This is a genomic window from Hyphomonas sp. UBA4494, assembly GCF_002388935.1.
Taxonomy (GTDB): Bacteria; Pseudomonadota; Alphaproteobacteria; order Caulobacterales; family Hyphomonadaceae; genus Hyphomonas.
In genome coordinates, this window is the sequence record NZ_DGNK01000030.1 from 81,242 (window position 1) to 100,046 (window position 18,805).

An 18,805-nucleotide genomic window follows, 5' to 3' on the forward strand; every position below is an offset into this window, starting at 1 on the left:
TCACGGCGGCGATCCGCGCTAAAGGGGCCCGCATGACAGACCAGATCTCCGCTGCGCAATTCACCGCCCAGACGCTCTCAGAAGCGCTGCCCTATATCCAGCGCTATGCTGGCAAGACAATTGTCGTGAAATATGGTGGCCACGCCATGGTGGACGAGCGCCTGTCGGCAATCTTTGCGCGCGACGTGGTTTTGCTGAAAACACTGGGAATTCATCCCGTCATCGTGCATGGCGGCGGGCCTCAGATTGGCAAATTGCTGGACCGGCTGGGCATCGTGTCCGAATTCAAGGGCGGCCTGCGGGTAACCGACGAAGCGACGATGGAAGTGGTCGAGATGGTCCTGTCGGGGCCTATCAACAAATCCATTGTGCGGGCGATCAATCAGGCGGGCGGCAAGGCCGTTGGCCTGTCCGGGTCGGACGGCAATCTGATCCAGGCCGAGAAGGCCAAGAAAACCGAACGCGATCCGGACAGCCATATCGAACAGGTTCTGGACCTTGGATTTGTGGGTGAGCCGACCGCAGTGGATACAAGCGTGATCGATGCGCTCCTGAAGTCCGACTCCCAGTTGATTCCGGTGGTTGCCCCGGTCGGAGTCGGCAAGGATGGCCATCGTTACAATGTGAATGCAGACACATCTGCCGGCGCGCTGGCCTCGGCACTGGGCGCCAGCCGCCTGTTCCTGCTGACAGATGTCGCTGGCGTACTCGACAAGCAGAAGAATTTGATGCGCGAGATCGCTGTGGATGCCATTCCTGACCTGATCGCGGACGGCACAGCTGCAGGTGGCATGATACCGAAGCTTGAAACTGCGGCCCAATCCGTAAAACATGGGGTCGGGGCGGCAGTGATCCTCGATGGGCGTGCCCCGCACGCCCTGCTCATGGAGCTATTTACCGAACATGGCGCAGGTACGCTCATTTCTTAAAGGTCTTGCTTTTGTTGCAGCAGCGGCGGGTTTGCCCGCAATAGCGCACGCACAAGGGACGGGCGATGGTTGGAAGCTGTGTAACGAGACCAGCTTTATCATCGAAACAGCGGTTGGCCGCCCTGTAGGCGGCTCCGTCAATGTGGATGGCTGGACCAAATTGCAGCCAGGCTCCTGTCAGGTCGCCGTGCGGGCGCCGCTCGATCCGAAAATCCATTATGTCTATGGGCGTACATCGACTGCCCATCGGGGTGGCCTGAGAGAGTGGGGCGGCGAGCGCGAACTCTGCGTGGACCCCACCGGTGGTTTCTCGTTGGAAAGCCCGCCCAATTGCAATGCAATGGGTCTGGAAGCGCGAGGTTTCCGGGCGGTCGACATTTCCAGCCGCTCCCGCTGGACGACAACTTTCACCGAAATCGAAAATTATGACCGCGCGACCGCGCAGGCAGCCGGGATTCAGCGCCTGCTGGAAGAGGCGGGCGTATTGTCAGGCGCGATTGATGGCCGGATCGGATACAAGACCCGCACCGCCATCGGCAAATTCCTGGAAGAGAACAATCTGCCTGACTCGACGTCGGATTCAGACCTCATCGACTTCCTGGAGCAGGTGGCGAAGGAGAATGGCCGCAATGTCGGGTTTACCCTGTGCAACCGCACCGACAAACGGATCTGGAGCGCCATCGGACGCCGCGGCACCGAGGGCTGGGAGAGCCGCGGCTGGTGGATGCTCGAGGCGGGAGGTTGCGCGCGAGTGATCGACAAGGCCCTTCGCGGCACTGAGCACTATGTCTTTGGCGAGATGGAAGATGGGACGCGTATCCGAACGCTGGCAAAGGCATCGGATCCGTTCTGTGTGGGCCGGGCAAAGTTTGCGATCGTTGGCCGGGACGACTGCGAAGCGTCCGCCTATCGCACTGCGCTGTTCGCTGCCGCACCGGAGCCAGTTGACCAGCGTCTGGTGTTTGAGTTCTTCGAGCGGGACTTCGCCAAGGCCGGTAGTCAATGACCTCTCCAAAGGCGGGTGTACACCTCGCACCGTTCGGCAATTTCGGCCATGTTACGGATTGGGTGTTCGACCTCGACAACACGCTCTATCCAGCAGAATGCGACCTGTTCGCCGAGATCGACACGCGCATGACGGATTTCGTGTCGCGCCTGCTGGAATTGCCGCCGCTGGAGGCGCGCAAGGTGCAGAAGCATTATTATGCAACCTATGGGACGACGCTGTCCGGCCTGATGAAGGTGCACAAGATCGATCCTGCCGATTTTCTGCATCATGTGCATGACATAGACTTGTCGCCACTGCCGGACTTGCCGGTTTTGCGCCAGGCAATCAGCGCGCTGCCGGGCCGGAAATTCGTTTACACGAATGGCTCGCGTCGCCATGCCGAGCGGGTTGTTGGCAAGATGGGGCTGGAAGACCTGTTCCACGGGAGCTTCGGTATCGAGGACGCTGAGTACACTCCCAAGCCGAACCAGAGCTCCTATGATCGGTTTTGTGCGCTGCATGATGTGGCGCCGCGCAAGGCAATCTTCTTCGAGGATCTCGCGCGCAATCTCCTTCCAGCCAAGGATATGGGCTTCACGACGGTTCTGGTGCACTCCGAAAAGGATTGGAGCCACGAGCCGATTGAGGCGCGTCCTGCCAATCTGGACGATCTGTTGGGGGATGACGGGCCTGACCACATAGACTATGTGACGGGCGACCTTGCTGCCTTCCTTGAGGCGGCAATTGAAACACTCGACTAAGACCTGCCCCCGGAGAGACAGATGACACAAGCCCTGGCCAATGCGATTGAACAGGCGTGGGAAAGCCGCGACACCCTGAACACACAGACACGGGGTGAGGTGCGCGAAGCCGTCGAGGCGGCCATTGACCTGCTCGACTCCGGTGAGGCCCGCGTGGCCAGCCCAAATGGCGACGGCAACTGGACTGTCCATCAATGGCTGAAAAAGGCTGTTCTGCTGTCCTTCCGCTTGAATTCCAATGGCATGGTTTCCGGCGTGCCCGGCGGCGGCAACTGGTGGGACAAGGTTCCATCGAAATTTCAGGGCTGGGGCTCATCCGAATTCGAGGCCGCGGGCTTTCGTGCGGTGCCCCCGGCCGCTGTGCGCCGCGGCGCCTTCATTGCGAAGAATGCGGTCCTGATGCCGTCCTATGTGAACATCGGCGCCTATGTCGGCGAAGGCACAATGATCGACACCTGGGCCTCCGTCGGCTCGTGCGCGCAGGTCGGCAAGAATTGCCATATCTCGGCCGGCACCGGCATTGGCGGCGTTCTTGAGCCGTTGCAGGCGAACCCGACCATCATCGAAGACAATTGCTTCATCGGCGCGCGGTCCGAAGTGGTCGAGGGTGTGGTCGTCGGAGAAGGCTCGGTGATAGCCATGGGCGTCTTCATCACCCAGTCCACCAAGATCGTGGATCGCCACAGCGGCGAGATCACCTATGGCAAGGTGCCGCCTTATTCCGTCGTCGTGCCGGGCACGCTGCCCGACAAGAATGGCGGCCCGAGCCTCGCCTGCGCCGTCATCGTCAAGACCGTCGACGCCCAGACCCGCTCAAAGACCGGTGTCAACGAACTGCTGCGGGACTGATCTAATGCCAAGGGTCTGTCCTGTGCTGCCGTGGCGGCACGGTTTGACAGGTCATTCGGTCCGCTCCCATCCTGAGTGAAATCAGGAAGAGGGGAACTGAATGGCCAAGTCACTGAAACAGCACAAGCCGGTCGGCGAAGACTATCTCGCGATGGTGAGTCCGAAACTGCGGGTCGCACATGCATTCCCATTTCCGGCGTCCGCCGTCTGGGCCGCCTTGCTGGACGCAGAGGCATGGACGGAATGGCTGCCGATTACGAACGTGGTCTGGACGAGCCCGGAGCCGTTCGGGGTCGGGACCACGCGCACCGTCGAGATCGGGGACCAGAAAGTCGAGGAAACCTTCTTTGCCTGGGAAGAGGGCAAGCGGATGGCTTTCCGGTTTGAAAAGTCGACGCTGCCGGTCTCGGCCGCGGTTGAGGACTATGTCGTCGTTGAAACGCCGGAAGGCTGCGAGCTGCGCTGGGCGGGCAAGGCCAGTGCGCCGCTGATCCTGGGCGGAATTGTCTCCAAACAGCTTGCCAAGGGCCTGAAAGACGGCATGCCGAAACTCGAAGCCCTGATCCGGGACAATCCGGGCCGGTTCGGACTCTAGCCCGATTCCTTCTTGAGGATCAGCCAGCGGTAGATGCCGATGAAGTTGATCACGGTCAGGACAATGTTCTGGTACATGAGCGGGGCCTCGTCATCCGAGAGGCCGATCATGACCCAGCATGTGGAAGAGACCGCAAACACGATAAAGGCGAAGCCGGTAATGCGTCGCCCAAGATCGGCCGACACCATGATGGCCGCGACAATGCCGGTGCCCATTGCGATCCATTCCAAACTCTCCGACATCAAGGCCCGCTTTCTGTTGTGATCATGCTCAGTGATCACAACAATGCCGGGCGAGCCGGGCAGTTCCGAAGCCTAGTCGAACACGACCACCTGCCGCGCGACCGTGCCCTTGTTGTCCTTGAGGTTCTGGAGGGCGCCGGTGATCCCCTCAAGACCGATCCGGTCAGAGACAAGATCATCAAGGTGCAGCTTGCCCTGTCTGTACAGTTCGATCAGGCGCGGGAAATCCACCCGGAACCGGTTAGACCCCATGATCGCCCCCTGCAGGCGTTTTTCTGTCGCAAGCAATTCAATGCCGGGGATCTCGATGTTAACGCCGGGCGAAATCATGCCGATCACGGTTGCCACGCCGCGTGGTCGCAGCATGTGGTAGGCCTGTTCAGCCGTCTGTTTCAGGCCGACGCATTCGAAGGAGTAGTGGACGCCGCCCTTGGTGAGTTCCTTGACGGCCTCGATCGCATTGACCTTGCCTGGATTGACGGTGTCGGTCGCGCCGAAACGGACCGCCATCTGGAGTTTCTCGTCTGACAGGTCTACCGCGATGATACGGCTGGCGCCTGCGATGGCTGCGCCATTGATCGCGGCAAGCCCGACGCCGCCACAGCCGAGGACGGCAACCGTGGAACCCGGCTCGACCTTGGCGGAATGAAAGACTGACCCGACACCGGTAATGACGCCGCACCCGATCAGGCAGGCCTTGTCCATTGGCATATCCTTGTCGACTGCGCATAGCGCGTTCTCATGGACGAGGATCTGTTCGGCGAAGGAAGAAAGGTTCAGGAACTGGCCGACCTTTTCACCCTTGATGGAGAGGCGGGGGGCTTCTGTGGGCTGGCGCTGGAAGTGTTCCTTGTTCACCGTATGGCAGACGGACATGTGGCCTGTCAGGCAGTACTCGCAGGTGCCGCAGAAGGGCGACAGGATCGAGATTACATGGTCGCCCGGCTTGACCGCTGAGACCATGGAGCCGACTTCTTCCACGATGCCGGCGCTTTCATGCCCGAGGATGACCGGCAATTCGGCGGGGAAGTTCCCGTCCCAGAAATGCACGTCCGAATGGCAGACGCCGACCGCCTTCAGCCGGACCAGCACTTCGCGCGGTCCGGGCTTGGAAATCGTGACATCTTCGATGGATAGCGGCGCATTGGGCGCGCGCATGACAGCAGCCTTCATGGGTCTTCCTCCTTTGGCCCGGTCTCCGCGCTCTTGCTGGCGCAGATGACCGAATATGGGAGGAAGTGTCCCTCAGAATGCGCTGCCTGAACAGGCCCTACGCAGGGGCAGGGGTTATTCGGTGGGCGCGGCCACAAGACCGGAAGCGCGACCCATGACGTGGAAAATTTCGTTCTGCTCCATCACGCCGGAGACGAGTTCCGACCCAGGGCCGGTTGCGAAGATGGCCACATCATCACCCCCATGCGTTTCCGACGGCATGAAGACGAGGGAGGGTTGCTGGAAGTTCTTTTCGGTCGTGTCGATCTCGGAGAGGTCTTCTCGGGTGCAATCCGGTTCGCCGTCGACCAAATGACACGCGGTCATGCCGCTGGCATAGGAGAGCGTTGTGTAGGGTTTGCCGTCCTGTGCCTTCATCGGCGCGTTATCCAGCCCGCTGATGACTTTGCCGAGGATCGGATTGCCGCGCTTTGGATAGCCAGAAATCGTCATCGTGTGTGAATGGTCCGCGGTCACGATGATCAGCGTCTCGTCCGCATCGGTCATTTCCAGCGCTGCGGCGAGGGCCTGGTCCAGTTCATCGGTTTCCGACAGGGCCCGGGCGGCACTGACGCCATGATGGCCATGGTCAATTCGGCCGCCTTCGACCATCAGTACAAAACCGTCCTCATCCTGGGACAGGCGCGTGATTGCCGCCTTTGTCAGATCGACTAGAGAAGGTTCGCCAGCTGGGTCTTCATCCCGATCGAGCGCAAATTTCATGTGCGAGCCTTCAAACAGGCCGAGTACTTTTGCATTCGAGGCGAAGTCGATGGCCTCGAAACCAGCCTTGTCGGTGACATAGACATGGTCGGCGGACTTTGCGGTCCATTCGGCGGTCAGGTCGCGACCATCCGTGCGGCTTCCGGTGCGATTGGCGTCCTCGGCATCTGACTGTTCGGTCGTTGTGAAGGGCGCGCGGCCTCCGGCCATTGCCACTTCAAATCCGTCGCCTTCCGACCACTCGATGAATTGGCGGGCAATATCCTTGCAGTCGCCTGCGTCTCCGCCTTTCAGATCGCTGTCAGCTTCCCAGTCGCGGCTGGGAGTCTTGGCGAAGGTGGACGCCGGCGTTGCATGGGTCAGGCGGGCGGTGGAAACGAGACCCGTTGCGAGGCCTGACCGTTCGGCCAGTTCGAAAATTGACTCTGTCGTGCGCCCTTCGACGCTGGCGCAATTGCCGAAGCCGGCTTCCTTGAGGATGCCGAGCGTTCGTGAATTGACCTTGGCACCGGTCACCATCGCAGTTGCCGTCGAGGCGGAGTCGGAAACCTGATAGTCGTGACTGTAGGTTTTGGACAGGGCCATGTACGGCAGCGTGTCCATGGCCAGCGTATAGGACTCGCCGTCGAGTCCACGCTGTTGGCCAGCATAGATGCGGGCGGCGGTGATGGTCGGAATGCTCATGCCATCGCCAACGAAGAGGATGATGTTCTTCGCCGATTTTACGCCGCGCTCCTGAATGCGTGTTTCTACGGCTTCAGCGGCAGATTGATAATAGGAATCACTTGCCTGGGTGGGTGTCGTGCCTTCGCGTAGCGGCGCCGATGAAGCTTCGCTTTGTGCCACGGCGGTATCAGACGGCGCTGAACAGCCCGCGACAGCAAGGACTGTGAGTGAAGCAAGGGATAGAGCAGTGCGGCGCATGATTAGTCTCCGGAATATCAGGTCTGGGGCGGGCATAGACTGAGTTCGTGACACTATTGCTGCACTCAGTCGATTGGATCCACCTTGTGGCCGCGCTGGGCCAGCCAGACCGCGACAAGAATGAGCATACCACCGCCTGCCTGCAGGGTTGTGAGGGGTTCCTGAAAGAGATGCCACGAAATCGCAGCAGCCATGACAGGCTGGATCAGGATGATGACACCAGCGATGGAGGTTGGCGTGCTGCCAAGCCCGGTGATGATCAGACCCTGACCGACGACGTGGATCACGATCCCAAGAAACAGGGGCACAGCGAAACCCGACAATTTCTCCGGCAGGAAGTTTTCACCGAAAGCCATGACCATGATGGCTCCGACAATCACTTCCACAACTGTCAGCCAGAACAGGGTCTCCAGACCATTCAGTGTTCGCCGGGCGAGCTTCGAGCAGAGGAAATACCCCGATACGCTGATCGCCGCGATGATCGCAATCCGATCCCCGACAAAACTGGCTCCCCCTTCGGCGGTGCCGCCGAGTGACAGGGCCGATGCGCCGCCAATCGCCAGGATTACGGCGAAGAACCACATCGGCGCAGGGCGCTCCTTCAGGAACAGCCATGCGAGGAAGCCGACGCAGACGTTTCCGAGATTCACGATGAAGGTGGCATTGGACACACTGGTCAGGGTGAGGGACCAGTGCCAGAAGCCAATGTCCACAGCGAAACAGATCCCGGCCAGGATGACATATATGTTCGGTTTGCGCGGAGCGCGCCGCTCGACCAGCAAGACGAGCGCAGTCAGCACGGGCAGGGCAAATGTGTAGCGCCAGAAGGCGATGGCCTGCGGGCCGAGGTCGTCGAGACCCAAGCGCAAGCCAATCGGCGCAAATCCGATCGCAACCGCGCCGCCAACCAGCATAAGCACGCCGAGCCATTCCCGGCGTACCGGCGCTGTCATTTCTGTGGATGTCATTAAATGAGGCCCGTCATGGCGCGAATGTCTTCAGGCGTCTTGCCGTCTTCACGCCATGCGCGCAATCCCCGGTCCCCCGCGCGCTTGGACAATTTCTTGCCATCTGCCCCCAAAACGAGCGGATGAAACGTATAAAGAGGCTGTGGCCAGTCCATCAGCGCCTGCAGCAGGACATGTACCGATGTCATCTCCCGGATGTCTTCGCCGCGTATGACATGCGTGATCCCCTGCAAGGCATCGTCGTGGCAGCAGGCGAGATGATAGCTTGTTGGCGTATCCTTGCGCGCGAGCACGACGTCGCCAAAGGGTGCGGGGTCAGCTTTCACCCTGTGCTGGCCGCACTTTGAGAAGACTGTATAGCTCAACGCATCATATACAGGGCCGAGTTGGGCGCGGGCAGCCGAGAGGGATAGCCGCCACGCATAGGCGTGTCCCCGGTCCAGCAGTTCCCGCTCCTTGTCCGCAGGGAGCGACTTGCCAGTGAAGCCGGCCGTATCGGGACTGGCCCCGGCAGGCAGCGCGGCGGCGATCTCTCGACGGGTCTTGAAGCATCGATAAACCAGCCCGCGCGCCTTCAGGGAGTTGAGCGCGGACTCATATTCAGCGAAGTGGTCGGACTGGCGTCGCACGGGGCCATCCCAGTCCAGTCCGAGCCATTCAAGATCGGCGAGAATGGAGGTTTCGTACTCCGGACGGCATCGGGTCTGGTCAATGTCTTCAATCCGCAACAGCACCTTTCCATTATGGGCGCGGGCAGTGTCCCAGACATGGAAAGCCGAGAGCGCGTGACCGAGATGCAAATGCCCGGTGGGGGACGGTGCGAACCGCGTGACAAATTCCCCGGCACCCATGCGACCCCCCTGAATCAGCTTGTCTCTCAGGCAATCTAACCATCCCCCGCACAGGCTGAACAGCGTTTAGCTGTTGCAAGCACAGGGCAGGAACCGTATCGCACAGACATACAGGAGGTCATCTCGAATGCCTGTGGATACTTGGTTCACAACAGCCGAGCGCTGGTTCGAAACGAATGTGGTGGATGCGACAGAGCTCGCCACGTTTGGATTCGTGATGCTGTGTGTCCTGCTCGTTGCACTGGTCGTCCTGATGTTCAGCCTGCTGGGTTCGCTGTTGAAGACTTTGCGCAATGCGTCCGGGGCCCGGGCTGCGCGCAATGACAAGTCGCCCGGATACCGCGTGCTTGTCGCCCGCCCGGCTGGCAAAGGCGCGGGTCGCGCATGGAAATGGCTGCTCTCGGCGCTCAATTCCCACCTCTCCGAATTCAATTTCGGTGCACCGCTGAAAGTATTCCGCACGGGCACTATTCGCGGCGGCATCGAAACGCGCGCGGTCCAGCGTGCCCGTCGGCGACTGGAAGTGGCGGATGCCGATATGCTGGTCTGGGCAGACAGGACCGGTCGACGCGAAGATGGCTTTGTCATTCACGGCCTAAGCCGCGGTGGTGGCCTGACGGCCGCAGAAGCAAAGCTGTTCACGCTGTTAATGCCCGGAAAGATGATCGACCTTGACGGGCAGATGCCACGCGTGGCCGCTTACTTCCTGGCGCGGGAATTGCAGCCTGCGCTGGCGAATCCGCAATCCTTCCGACCCGAAAAGATGAAGATCCTGTCCAATGCGCTGGCTGAAATCCTTGAGGACTCGCCTACGCTTCCGGTCGCTCTGCGCAGCCGAATCGAAGCCGATTTTTGCGCGTCTCTGGTGCACGTTGCCGAACAGTCTGGAGATATGGATGCGCTCGACCACGTGATCACGCTTCGGAGAATCCATCTCCAGGATATCAAGAGTGATGGCGACACATCGCGGGCCGTTCAGGCGCACATGGATCTCGGCCGGGCCCTGCTGGCGCGCGCGACAAACCAGTTCGATCGCAAGACCGTCGAGGAGGCGATCAGTCATCTCACCAAAGTGATTGAGGCCTTGCAGGCGGACCCGACCATAAAGCGCGCCCAAGCCGCTTCTGACGCCATGTACAAGGCGCAGAACCTGCTTGAGACACGCAAGAGGTTTGCCGTGAATTTCGGCGGCTAGCGCTAAGTTTCGCGGTCAGGTCGACGCACCCAAGCCGATTGGGCAGGACACGCCCGTGCCTCCAATCCCGCAATACCCGTTCGGGTTTTTCGCAAGGTATTGCTGATGGTATTCCTCGGCGAGATAAACCTTGTCCAATGGCGCAAGCTCCGTTGTGATCTGGCTGGCATGGCCGCTCTGGGCAAGCGACTTCTCATATCCTGCGATCATCTCACGCGCCGTTTCGGCTTGTGCCTCGGATGTCGTATAAATTGCCGAGCGGTATTGCGTGCCGATGTCATTTCCCTGACGCATGCCCTGGGTCGGGTCATGACTTTCGAGGAACAGTTTCACGAGTGCGGCGAAGGTCACTTCGGCAGGGTTGAAAACCACTTCAACGATTTCCGTGTGCCCGGTCCCGCCTGAGCAGACTTCTTCATAGGTCGGGTTCGGGGTCGATCCGCCAGCATAACCTACCCGGGTCAGCCAAACGCCATCCTGCTGCCAGAATACTCGCTCAGCGCCCCAGAAGCAGCCGAGGGCGAATACGGCCGTTTCGTATCCCGCCGGAAGGGGGCCCTGCAGGTCACGGTCGAATACATAATGCGTGGTGGCGGTCGGGATCGGATCGGGGCGGCCGGGCAGGGCGCTCTCGGCATCCGGGATGGTCAGTTTTTTCTTCGAGAACAACATGAGGGGTCTCCCTTTCTGTGTCTCATATGGGTTTGTCTGCCGGGAACGGCAATCACAGTCTTGCGATCTTGCAGGCCTTCGGTTATTGGCTCCCCTCTGCTGAGTACGGTGAGGTGGCCGAGTGGTCGAAGGCGCACGCCTGGAAAGTGTGTAGGCTAGCAATAGTCTCCAGGGTTCGAATCCCTGTCTCACCGCCAGCAAACTTCTGCATCACAAGACTTTTTTCACGGCAAGGCGTTGCCGTGAAGCTGTGAATGGTGCTGCAGCCCGCGCACGTGGCGCGAGCCGCAAAACAGGATATGTTTCTTGGATTAGTTCGGCTTTGCGGGCGCAGGATCTTTCCGGGTGTCCGGTTGAGTGTGAGGTGCGTCGCCCTGTTTTTTCGATTGCGGTTGTTGTTTTTGAGTTGGCGGCGCAGCAGCGTTCTTTGACGCAACAGGCTGGGCCTTCGGCGTGGCTGGCGCGGCGACCTTGGCCGCGTGTTTCGGGCTTGGGGAAGTTGGCTTGGAGTCCTGAAGCAATGGCGTATAGATCCATTGTTCAGGCTTGTTCGGTGCAGAAATGCGTGCCCAGTCGCCCTGTACCAGATAAATGCTCACTTCGGCGCCAAGGTTCAGGACCGTCAGGACTGAGTTGTGCGTGCCCGGCCCACCGCGCACATTCACAGCGCTTGCCTTTACATAGCGGATGCCATGATGGTCGGCAGCGCTTTGCGGATTTTCGCGCGGGGCCTGGGCAGAAGCGATCGGCCCGAATGCGGCTGCGCTGGATACGAGGCCGATAGCGAGGAGGGTTTTCAACTTTCTATTCAGCATGGGATGAGTCCTGATCCTGAGAATGCGTGGTTCACCATGACTAGGCGATCCCTATGCCGAGGGTTTGTCAGCTCCCCGGGAAATGGTGTCGGTGTGCAACATCGGTGTCCGCGAATTGGCGCCTCTGTGGCGACACCAAGGCGCGTGTTGACGATCTGGCAATGTCTGACTGGAAACTCTGCAAATGCTTTATGGATTTTGAGCGAATGTTAACTAATTGTCGCAATTCTTGACGCTGAACCTCTAACCGTCCCTGCCAAGGATTAACGCCATGCTGATACGCGCAGCTGCCACTCTTGCCGGAACCCTCCTCATCGGACTTCCGGCGCTCGCCCAGGAACTCATCGTCGAGCAACAGGTCGAACGTGTGATCGTCATCGAAGACGAAGAAGGCGGATTGGAAATGGAGCTGCTGCCTGCTGAGGAAGTGAAGCCGGGCGAGCAGTTGTTTTATTCCGTGACATATTCAAACCCGAGCGAAGCCCCGGCAAGGGACGCTGTTCTGACCTTGCCAGTGCCGGCAGAAGTGAGCCTGCTCGAAGATTCTGCCATGGCCGAATATGATCAGGCCTCTGTTGATTTCTCCATGGACGGCGGGGCGACATACGTGCCGCGTGAAAAACTGATCGCGGAATCCGGTCTCGATGAGGTCCAGCCGGTGAGCGTGTCCATGCCGGAAGAGATCACGCATATGCGCTGGACCTTCAATCGTGAGATTGGTCCGAAAGATTCAGGCAAGATTTTCTTTGCGGCGGTCCTCAAGGAAAATACGCGTCCCGTCAGCCCCTGAATTGACGGACGCAAGGCCGTTAGCGTAACGCCTGCGGCATGACACTCGTAAAAATCTGCGGCCTGACCGATCCCGACCTCGTGCGCTATACCGCGCAAGCCGGGGCAGACTGGATTGGGTTCGTGTTTGCCGAGGCCAGCCCGCGGCACGTAACGGAAGCAGCGGCGGCCAACCTTTTGATGCAGGTGGGGTCCGCCACGCCGGTGGCCTTGCTGGTTGACCCGGACGACGCGCAGATCGACCGGATCGTGGCGCTGGGGTTTCCGATATTGCAACTGCACGGTTCGGAATCCCCTGAGCGCGTCGCCGAAGTCAAGGCGCGGACGCGTCTGGAGATCTGGAAAGCCGTGGGAATTGCCGATTCAGACGATCTGAAGTGGGCTGAGGCCTACACGGCAGCCGATCGGCTTCTGGTGGACGCGAAACCGCCTAAGGGCGCTGATCAGACAGGCGGGCACGGATTGTCATTTGACTGGAATTTGCTGAAAGGCTGGCAGAGACCGGCACCCTGGATTCTTGCTGGGGGGCTGACACCGGACAATGTCTCCGATGCCGTGCGTCTGACCGGTGCGCCAGCAGTGGATGTCTCTTCAGGCGTAGAGAGTGTTCGCGGCCTGAAGGACCGGGTACTGGTAAAAACATTCATCGACGCCTCAAAAAATTCATAACAAACTGATTGTTCTGTTTTTGTTCTGTGCTAATATAGCTCCTATTGGCAATGGGAGGACGTGTCATGTTTTCAGAAGAACTGACGAGTGTCGCTGGCAAGTTGGCGAAATGCTGCAATTCTGGCCGCGAGGCCGAAGCGCTGGAGACACTTTACGCACAAGACTGCGTGTCGGTCGAAGCGCTTGCAATGGGCGATGCTGGCCGCGAAGCTCAGGGGCTCGACGCCATCAAGGGCAAGCACGACTGGTGGTATGGTGCGCACGATGTGCACCAGGTCAGCGCCGAGGGGCCGTTCCTGTTTGGGGATGACCAATTTTCTCTCGTCTTCGACATGGATGTCACCAACAAGGAGTCCGGCGAGCGGATGCAAGCCAAGGAGGTTGGCGTGTATACGGTCAAGGACGGGAAGATCGTTCGAGAGGAATTTTTCTATTCCCCCATGGGCTGACGCGTCACGGGGCCGGGCGCATCGTCGCGCTTTCCTTGGCACGTCCTTCGGTCTAGATACGGGCCGGTAGTGCAAGGAAAGCAGGACGATGGATTTGCGGAACACATGGGATCAATGGCCAGATGCGAATGGCCGCTTTGGAGACTTTGGTGGGCGCTATGTCGCCGAGACATTGATGCCATTGATCCTCGAACTTGAGGCCGAATACCGCAAGGCCAAGGAAGATCCAGCTTTCAAGGCGGAAATGGACGATTTGTGGGCCCATTATGTCGGGCGTCCATCGCCTCTATATTTTGCGGAGCGGCTGACCGAGCATTTCGATGGCGCGAAAATCTATTTCAAGCGCGATGAGCTGAACCATACGGGCGCGCACAAGATCAATAATTGCCTCGGCCAGGTCCTGCTCGCCAGGCGTATGGGCAAGACCCGCATCATCGCCGAAACGGGCGCCGGTCAGCATGGTGTTGCCACGGCGACAATCTGCGCGCGCTTCGGACTGGATTGCGTTGTCTTCATGGGCGAAACGGATGTCGAGCGCCAGAAGCCGAACGTTTTCCGCATGAAACTGCTCGGCGCAGAGATCGTCCCGGTCTCTTCCGGCACAGGCACCCTGAAAGACGCAATGAATGAAGCACTGCGTGACTGGGTCACCAATGTCGAAGACACCTTCTACTGCATTGGCACGGCTGCGGGGCCCCATCCGTATCCGGAGCTTGTCCGCGACTTCCAGAGCATTATCGGCAAGGAGGCTCGCGCCCAGATCCTTGAGCGGGAAGGGCGTCTGCCCGACGCGGTCATGGCCTGTATCGGCGGTGGTTCGAACGCGATTGGCCTGTTTCACCCTTTCCTTGAAGATGAGGGCGTTCGCCTGATCGGTGTCGAGGCTGCGGGGCACGGTATCGAGACGGGCGAGCACGCTGCCGCGCTGAATGGCGGCAAGCCGGGCATCTTGCATGGGAACAAGACCTATCTCCTTCAAACCGATGACGGCCAGATCATCGATGCGCATTCGATCTCGGCGGGACTGGACTATCCGGGCATCGGGCCAGAACACGCTTTCCTGAGAGATTCCGGTCGCGCTGAATACTTGTCGTGCACGGATAAGGAGGCGCTTGCAGCTTTCCAGCTGTGCACGCGGCTTGAGGGAATTATTCCGGCGCTCGAGCCCTCACACGCCATCGCGCGCGTAGGTGAGGTCGCTCAGGCACTCGGCAAGGATGGGCTGATGATCCTGAATATGTGTGGTCGCGGCGACAAGGACGTTTTCTCGGTCGCCAAGGCCCTCGGCGTCGATATGTAGGGAAGAGGCCGATGATCTCGCATGTGACCTTGGGCACGAATGATCTGGAAAATGCAGCTGCCTTTTACGAGCCGATCATGCAAGCGCTTGGGAATCCGCGTGTGCCATTCGAGCGGTCTGATCCGTTTATCATGTGGCGGCGTCCGGGCGATGACCGCCCGCTGGTCGCTTTGGTGCGGCCGTTCAATGACCAGCGACACGAGCCGGGCAATGGCCAGATGCTCGCCCTGCTCGCACCCGACCGGCCCAGCGTAGATGAGGCGCACGCAATTGCCATCTCTCGCGGCGCTCAGGATGAGGGTACCCCGTGCCTGCGCCCGCAATATCACGCGAATTATTACGGGGCATATTTCCGAGATCTCGATGGAAACAAGATTTGCATCGTTTGCCACGATCCCGATGGACGAGGCGGCTAGAAAATGTTCCCCTGCGTCTTCACTTTTCTTTTGTCGAGAGAGCAAATTGACTGACCTCCTTCTCATTCGCATTACCTGTCCGTCTCGCCGTGTGGCCGAGGAAATTGGCGACGCGGCCATAGAGCACCGTCTCGCTGCCTGCGCCAATCTCGAAGGGCCGGTCTCGTCCACCTATCGCTGGAAGAGTGTGGTGGAGCAGGCCTTCGAATTCGTGTTGTGGCTGAAAGCGCCGAAAGCGAATTGGGATCGGATCGAAGCCCTCGTCCTGACGCACCATCCCTATGAAGTACCCGCTATGGTCGCATTGCCTTGCATTCAGGCGAATGCGCCTTATGAGGCATGGGTTCACGAGAATACGGACACCTGATGCCAACTTCCCGCATTACAGACACCTTCGCCCGCGCAAGCGGCGAATCCCGCGCCGTTCTGGTTTCCTACCTTATGGCCGGCGACCCCAATCTTGAGACGAGCTATGCTGCCATGTGCGCGCTGCGCGACAATGGCGCCGATATCATCGAGCTTGGCGCGCCTTTTACCGATCCGATGGCCGATGGGGCATCCATTCAGAAGGCGGGCTTGCGAGCGCTCGCCAATAAAACAACGCTCGCTGATACGCTGGCGCTGGCGACCCGGTTTCGCGCCGAGGACCAGACAACGCCTGTCATTATAATGGGATATGCCAATCCTGTATTCCGCATGGGATATGCTGAGTTCGCCAAGGCGGCTCATGCAGCCGGTGTCGACGGAACGATCCTGGTAGATTTGCCGCCGGAAGAAGATGGCGAACTGCGCGAGGCCTATGCGCCATACGATCTTTCCGTCATTCGGCTTGCGACCCCCACCACTCATGAAAACCGGATGAAAAAGGTTGCCGAAGGCGCCAGCGGATTCCTCTATTTTGTCGCTGTGACAGGCGTTACAGGCGCTGGCAGCGCGGATCCGCAGGCGATTGCCGGGAACATTGAAATGGCCAAACGTGTTTCAGGATTGCCGGTCTGTGTGGGTTTTGGCGTCAAAACTGGCGCTCAAGCTGCAGAAATGGCTAAAATTGCCGATGGGGTTGTCGTAGGCTCCGCTTTCGTGGAGCATGCAGAAAAGGCCTACGAATCGGGGGATTTTGCCAGTGCACCGCGGGGAATGGGCGCGTTGGCGAAGGAGTTGAGCTCGGCGATCAGAACGATCACCAAGCCTTAAGTGTTGATTGCCGCCGAGGAGGTTCTGGCATGAACTGGATTACCAAGGTCACCCCGCCGGGCCTGAAGACCATGCTCGCGAAGAAGGACACGCCCGACGATTTGTGGGTAAAATGTCCTCTGTCCGGCGAACTCGTCTACAAGACCGATCTGGAAGAAAACTGGCATGTCACACCAGCTGGCGCGCATTTGCGGATCAGCCCGCGCACCCGCCTGCGCCTCCTGTTCGATGATGAGCGCTGGGAGCCTTTGGCCCTGCCATCGGTTCCGCATGACCCCCTGAAATTCAAGGATGACAAGCCTTATCCGTCGCGCCTGAAGGCTGCGAAGGCCAAGATTGCGGCCCGGGACAAGAAAGAGTCCGAAAATGGTGGCGCACCGATCATCCAGGAAGACTGTATGGTGGCGGCCTATGGAAAGATCGGCGGCGTGCCCACGGTCGTACTGGTTCAAGATTTTGCCTTTATGGGCGGATCCTTGGGCATGGCGGCAGGGGAAGGCTTTGTAGCGGCTGCGCAGATGGCGTTGGCCCGCAAGGCGGGCTTTGTTGTGTGCACGGCGTCCGGTGGCGCTCGCATGCAGGAGGGCACGCTGAGCCTGATGCAGATGCCGCGCACGACGCTCGCGATCAATGAACTGGCCGAAGCCAAACTACCTTATATTGTGCTACTGACTGATCCGACGTCGGGCGGCGTGTCGGCATCTTATGCGATGCTTGGCGATATCCATATTGCCGAACCTGGCGCAATGATCGCCTTTTCCGGCCCGCGTGTGATTGAACAAACCATTCGCGAAAGCCTGCCGAAAGGGTTCCAGCGATCCGAATTCCTGCGCGAAAAGGGCCAGGTGGACATTGTCTGCGACCGGCGCAAGCTGAAGGACACGATCTCAAATGTCCTGTCGATGCTGATGCCAAATGTGCGGCGCGCTGAAGATCGCCTGCCGGTTTCTCTGACGCCACCCAAAACGCATGCCGCCAAGACCCCAAACAAGAGTAAGGGCAGCTCTGCTTGATCGGTGACAGTTCGGCCCTGGCCGAGGCGCTGGGGCGGTTCGGAGGGCTATATCCAGACACGATTGAACTATCGCTCGGGCGCGTCTTGAACGCGCTTGAGTCGCTTGGGCGGCCGCAAGACAGGCTTCCGCCCGTGATTCATGTGGCCGGAACCAACGGCAAAGGGTCCACCTGCGCCTTCATGCGGGCCATGATGGAAGCAGCGGGCCTTAGCGTTCATGTGTTTACCAGTCCGCACCTCGTGCGTTTCAACGAGCGTATCCGGCTCGCCGGTGAGATCGTGGATGATGCGCGTCTGATCGGCTGGCTGGAGCGAACCCATGACGCGATCAAGGGGCAGGAGATCACACAATTCGAAGCGACGACGGCCACGGCCCTGCTCGCCTTCTCAGAAGTGCCGGCTGATGTACTGATTCTCGAAGTCGGACTTGGCGGCAGCTATGATGCGACCAATGTGATCGACCAGCCCGCGCTGAGCGTCATTACGCCGATCGACTTCGATCACAAGGCCTTTCTCGGCTCGGATATTCGCAAGATTGCGGGTGAGAAAGCGGGAATCATCAAGCCCGGCCGCCCGGCGCTGACCGCGATCCAGCGCAAGATCTGTGACGATGTCATCGCAAAACGGGCCGAAGATGTTGGCGCGCCGCTTTATCGCCTGAAAGCGCACTTCATTGATGCAATGCCGGAAGCCCTTGGCCTGTTGGGCGAACACCAGCGGGCCAATGCGGCTCTGGCCGCCATGGCCGTGCAGCTGTTCGGGAATTCCACAATCATCGACCAGAATGCGATCTTCGAAGGCGCCCGCAACGTGGTGTGGCCTGCGCGTATGCAGCGCCTGAAAGACGGGCCGCTTACGGCGCTCGCTCCCGATCAGGAAATCTGGCTGGATGGCGGACACAATCCGCATGCGGCCCGCGCCATTGCGAGACAGCTGAACTACATGCCCGGGCGTACCGCACTGGTCGCAGCCATGCTCGCCTCCAAGGATGCGACCGGCTATTTCATGCCGTTCCGGCAGGTGCGACCTGAGGTCTTCACCTTGCCGAACGCGCCGGGTCATCAGGGCGCCGAACCTCAAGCCTTGGCGGAAGCGGCCACCAATGCGGGGCTGAAAGCCGCCGCGTGCGACAGCCTCGAAGCTGCACTCAAGGCTGCGGCGGCAACCGGCGTTGATCGTATCCTGATTTGCGGATCTCTGTATCTGGCAGGGGAGGTGCTCGCGCAGAATGGCGAGCCGCCAGTGTAGC

22 protein-coding genes and 1 tRNA gene are annotated in these 18,805 nt (G+C 59.7%); 16 read left to right on the top strand and 7 right to left on the bottom strand.

The window, feature by feature from the left end:
- Window positions 1-32: 32 nt before the first annotated feature.
- The 5 genes from argB (at window position 33) to B2P82_RS11255 (ending at window position 4,122) form a co-directional block, all read left to right on the top strand.
- The gene (gene argB, locus B2P82_RS11235) at window positions 33-929 is read left to right on the top strand and encodes an acetylglutamate kinase (protein WP_206991899.1); all 897 of its coding nucleotides are present in this window, start codon (window positions 33-35) and stop codon (window positions 927-929) included.
- The gene (locus tag B2P82_RS11240; RefSeq protein WP_206991900.1) at window positions 904-1,935 is read left to right on the top strand and encodes a DUF1036 domain-containing protein; all 1,032 of its coding nucleotides are present in this window, start codon (window positions 904-906) and stop codon (window positions 1,933-1,935) included. The genes argB and B2P82_RS11240 overlap by 26 nt, the downstream gene beginning before the upstream one ends.
- Window positions 1,932-2,678: a pyrimidine 5'-nucleotidase gene (locus B2P82_RS11245; RefSeq protein WP_206991901.1), complete on the top strand. Its 747-nt coding sequence runs from the start codon at window positions 1,932-1,934 to the stop codon at window positions 2,676-2,678. The genes B2P82_RS11240 and B2P82_RS11245 overlap by 4 nt, the downstream gene beginning before the upstream one ends.
- A 21-nt stretch (window positions 2,679-2,699) precedes the next feature.
- Entirely contained in the window at window positions 2,700-3,527 is an 828-nt protein-coding gene (gene dapD, locus B2P82_RS11250; protein WP_290497070.1) for a 2,3,4,5-tetrahydropyridine-2,6-dicarboxylate N-succinyltransferase, read from the top strand.
- 100 nt (window positions 3,528-3,627) lie between these two features.
- Complete coding sequence (locus B2P82_RS11255) at window positions 3,628-4,122, top strand: SRPBCC family protein (RefSeq protein WP_290497071.1); 495 nt, start codon at window positions 3,628-3,630, stop codon at window positions 4,120-4,122.
- On the opposite strand, the gene B2P82_RS11260 is transcribed toward B2P82_RS11255, so the two are convergent.
- From B2P82_RS11260 to gluQRS, 5 genes are all read right to left on the bottom strand, one after another.
- On the bottom strand, window positions 4,119-4,364 hold the full coding sequence (locus B2P82_RS11260; protein ID WP_290480394.1) for a hypothetical protein: 246 nt from the start codon (window positions 4,362-4,364) through the stop codon (window positions 4,119-4,121). The genes B2P82_RS11255 and B2P82_RS11260 overlap by 4 nt on opposite strands.
- Before the next feature lie 72 nt (window positions 4,365-4,436).
- Window positions 4,437-5,537, bottom strand: coding sequence for a Zn-dependent alcohol dehydrogenase (locus tag B2P82_RS11265; RefSeq protein ID WP_290497072.1), 1,101 nt, complete (start codon window positions 5,535-5,537; stop codon window positions 4,437-4,439).
- A gap of 114 nt (window positions 5,538-5,651) precedes the next feature.
- Window positions 5,652-7,223 (bottom strand): alkaline phosphatase, encoded by a 1,572-nt coding sequence (locus B2P82_RS11270; RefSeq protein ID WP_290497073.1) that lies wholly within the window; start codon window positions 7,221-7,223, stop codon window positions 5,652-5,654.
- Between the two features lie 65 nt (window positions 7,224-7,288).
- A complete protein-coding gene (locus tag B2P82_RS11275) occupies window positions 7,289-8,191 on the bottom strand; it encodes a DMT family transporter (RefSeq protein ID WP_290497074.1) in 903 nt (300 codons plus the stop codon).
- Entirely contained in the window at window positions 8,191-9,042 is an 852-nt protein-coding gene (gluQRS, locus tag B2P82_RS11280) for a tRNA glutamyl-Q(34) synthetase GluQRS (protein WP_290497075.1), read from the bottom strand. Before gluQRS ends, B2P82_RS11275 begins: the two co-directional genes overlap by 1 nt.
- 127 nt (window positions 9,043-9,169) lie before the next feature.
- Between gluQRS and B2P82_RS11285 the strand changes: the two genes are divergently transcribed.
- Entirely contained in the window at window positions 9,170-10,237 is a 1,068-nt protein-coding gene (locus B2P82_RS11285) for a hypothetical protein (protein ID WP_290497076.1), read from the top strand.
- A gap of 15 nt (window positions 10,238-10,252) precedes the next feature.
- Here B2P82_RS11285 and msrA read toward each other — a convergent pair whose 3' ends face one another.
- A complete protein-coding gene (gene msrA, locus B2P82_RS11290) occupies window positions 10,253-10,909 on the bottom strand; it encodes a peptide-methionine (S)-S-oxide reductase MsrA (RefSeq protein WP_290497077.1) in 657 nt (218 codons plus the stop codon).
- Window positions 10,910-11,016: 107 nt separating this feature from the next.
- Here msrA and B2P82_RS11295 point away from each other — a divergent pair.
- Window positions 11,017-11,106: transfer RNA gene (locus B2P82_RS11295), tRNA-Ser, on the top strand.
- Between the two features lie 114 nt (window positions 11,107-11,220).
- Here the strand turns inward: B2P82_RS11295 and B2P82_RS11300 are convergent.
- Window positions 11,221-11,724 (bottom strand): SH3 domain-containing protein, encoded by a 504-nt coding sequence (locus B2P82_RS11300; RefSeq protein ID WP_034817566.1) that lies wholly within the window; start codon window positions 11,722-11,724, stop codon window positions 11,221-11,223.
- A gap of 271 nt (window positions 11,725-11,995) precedes the next feature.
- Between B2P82_RS11300 and B2P82_RS11305 the strand changes: the two genes are divergently transcribed.
- From B2P82_RS11305 to B2P82_RS11345, 9 genes are all read left to right on the top strand, one after another.
- Window positions 11,996-12,514 carry a hypothetical protein gene (locus B2P82_RS11305; protein ID WP_290497078.1) on the top strand — a complete coding sequence of 173 codons (519 nt, stop codon included), beginning with the start codon at window positions 11,996-11,998 and terminating at the stop codon, window positions 12,512-12,514.
- 38 nt (window positions 12,515-12,552) lie between these two features.
- Window positions 12,553-13,182, top strand: a complete 630-nt coding sequence (locus B2P82_RS11310; RefSeq protein WP_290497079.1) for a phosphoribosylanthranilate isomerase — start codon at window positions 12,553-12,555, stop codon at window positions 13,180-13,182.
- 65 nt (window positions 13,183-13,247) lie between these two features.
- A complete protein-coding gene (locus tag B2P82_RS11315) occupies window positions 13,248-13,631 on the top strand; it encodes a nuclear transport factor 2 family protein (RefSeq protein WP_290497080.1) in 384 nt (127 codons plus the stop codon).
- A gap of 88 nt (window positions 13,632-13,719) precedes the next feature.
- Entirely contained in the window at window positions 13,720-14,931 is a 1,212-nt protein-coding gene (gene trpB, locus B2P82_RS11320; RefSeq protein WP_206991916.1) for a tryptophan synthase subunit beta, read from the top strand.
- Window positions 14,932-14,942: 11 nt separating this feature from the next.
- On the top strand, window positions 14,943-15,347 hold the full coding sequence (locus tag B2P82_RS11325) for a VOC family protein (RefSeq protein ID WP_034817580.1): 405 nt from the start codon (window positions 14,943-14,945) through the stop codon (window positions 15,345-15,347).
- A 91-nt stretch (window positions 15,348-15,438) separates the two neighbouring features.
- Window positions 15,439-15,714, top strand: coding sequence for a divalent-cation tolerance protein CutA (gene cutA / locus B2P82_RS11330; RefSeq protein ID WP_371822966.1), 276 nt, complete (start codon window positions 15,439-15,441; stop codon window positions 15,712-15,714).
- Complete coding sequence (trpA, locus tag B2P82_RS11335) at window positions 15,714-16,541, top strand: tryptophan synthase subunit alpha (RefSeq protein ID WP_290497081.1); 828 nt, start codon at window positions 15,714-15,716, stop codon at window positions 16,539-16,541. Before cutA ends, trpA begins: the two co-directional genes overlap by 1 nt.
- Before the next feature lie 29 nt (window positions 16,542-16,570).
- Window positions 16,571-17,554 carry an acetyl-CoA carboxylase carboxyltransferase subunit beta gene (locus B2P82_RS11340; protein WP_034817593.1) on the top strand — a complete coding sequence of 328 codons (984 nt, stop codon included), beginning with the start codon at window positions 16,571-16,573 and terminating at the stop codon, window positions 17,552-17,554.
- On the top strand, window positions 17,551-18,804 hold the full coding sequence (locus B2P82_RS11345) for a bifunctional folylpolyglutamate synthase/dihydrofolate synthase (RefSeq protein ID WP_290497082.1): 1,254 nt from the start codon (window positions 17,551-17,553) through the stop codon (window positions 18,802-18,804). The genes B2P82_RS11340 and B2P82_RS11345 overlap by 4 nt, the downstream gene beginning before the upstream one ends.
- The last annotated feature ends 1 nt before the right edge of the window (window position 18,805 follow it).

What these genes read in the sequence shown, in the direction of transcription:
- B2P82_RS11340 (WP_034817593.1), top strand. Translation starts at nt 16,571, where the DNA reads ATGAACTGGATTACCAAGGTCACCCCGCCGGGCCTGAAGACCATGCTC.
- B2P82_RS11260 (WP_290480394.1), bottom strand. Translation starts at nt 4,364, where the DNA reads ATGTCGGAGAGTTTGGAATGGATCGCAATGGGCACCGGCATTGTCGCG.
- B2P82_RS11275 (WP_290497074.1), bottom strand. Translation starts at nt 8,191, where the DNA reads ATGACATCCACAGAAATGACAGCGCCGGTACGCCGGGAATGGCTCGGC.
- B2P82_RS11325 (WP_034817580.1), top strand. Translation starts at nt 14,943, where the DNA reads ATGATCTCGCATGTGACCTTGGGCACGAATGATCTGGAAAATGCAGCT.
- B2P82_RS11305 (WP_290497078.1), top strand. Translation starts at nt 11,996, where the DNA reads ATGCTGATACGCGCAGCTGCCACTCTTGCCGGAACCCTCCTCATCGGA.
- B2P82_RS11315 (WP_290497080.1), top strand. Translation starts at nt 13,248, where the DNA reads ATGTTTTCAGAAGAACTGACGAGTGTCGCTGGCAAGTTGGCGAAATGC.
- B2P82_RS11240 (WP_206991900.1), top strand. Translation starts at nt 904, where the DNA reads ATGGCGCAGGTACGCTCATTTCTTAAAGGTCTTGCTTTTGTTGCAGCA.
- B2P82_RS11285 (WP_290497076.1), top strand. Translation starts at nt 9,170, where the DNA reads ATGCCTGTGGATACTTGGTTCACAACAGCCGAGCGCTGGTTCGAAACG.
- B2P82_RS11265 (WP_290497072.1), bottom strand. Translation starts at nt 5,537, where the DNA reads ATGAAGGCTGCTGTCATGCGCGCGCCCAATGCGCCGCTATCCATCGAA.
- argB (WP_206991899.1), top strand. Translation starts at nt 33, where the DNA reads ATGACAGACCAGATCTCCGCTGCGCAATTCACCGCCCAGACGCTCTCA.
- gluQRS (WP_290497075.1), bottom strand. Translation starts at nt 9,042, where the DNA reads ATGGGTGCCGGGGAATTTGTCACGCGGTTCGCACCGTCCCCCACCGGG.
- B2P82_RS11245 (WP_206991901.1), top strand. Translation starts at nt 1,932, where the DNA reads ATGACCTCTCCAAAGGCGGGTGTACACCTCGCACCGTTCGGCAATTTC.
- B2P82_RS11270 (WP_290497073.1), bottom strand. Translation starts at nt 7,223, where the DNA reads ATGCGCCGCACTGCTCTATCCCTTGCTTCACTCACAGTCCTTGCTGTC.
- trpB (WP_206991916.1), top strand. Translation starts at nt 13,720, where the DNA reads ATGGATTTGCGGAACACATGGGATCAATGGCCAGATGCGAATGGCCGC.
- B2P82_RS11255 (WP_290497071.1), top strand. Translation starts at nt 3,628, where the DNA reads ATGGCCAAGTCACTGAAACAGCACAAGCCGGTCGGCGAAGACTATCTC.
- B2P82_RS11300 (WP_034817566.1), bottom strand. Translation starts at nt 11,724, where the DNA reads ATGCTGAATAGAAAGTTGAAAACCCTCCTCGCTATCGGCCTCGTATCC.
- dapD (WP_290497070.1), top strand. Translation starts at nt 2,700, where the DNA reads ATGACACAAGCCCTGGCCAATGCGATTGAACAGGCGTGGGAAAGCCGC.
- msrA (WP_290497077.1), bottom strand. Translation starts at nt 10,909, where the DNA reads ATGTTGTTCTCGAAGAAAAAACTGACCATCCCGGATGCCGAGAGCGCC.
- trpA (WP_290497081.1), top strand. Translation starts at nt 15,714, where the DNA reads ATGCCAACTTCCCGCATTACAGACACCTTCGCCCGCGCAAGCGGCGAA.
- B2P82_RS11310 (WP_290497079.1), top strand. Translation starts at nt 12,553, where the DNA reads ATGACACTCGTAAAAATCTGCGGCCTGACCGATCCCGACCTCGTGCGC.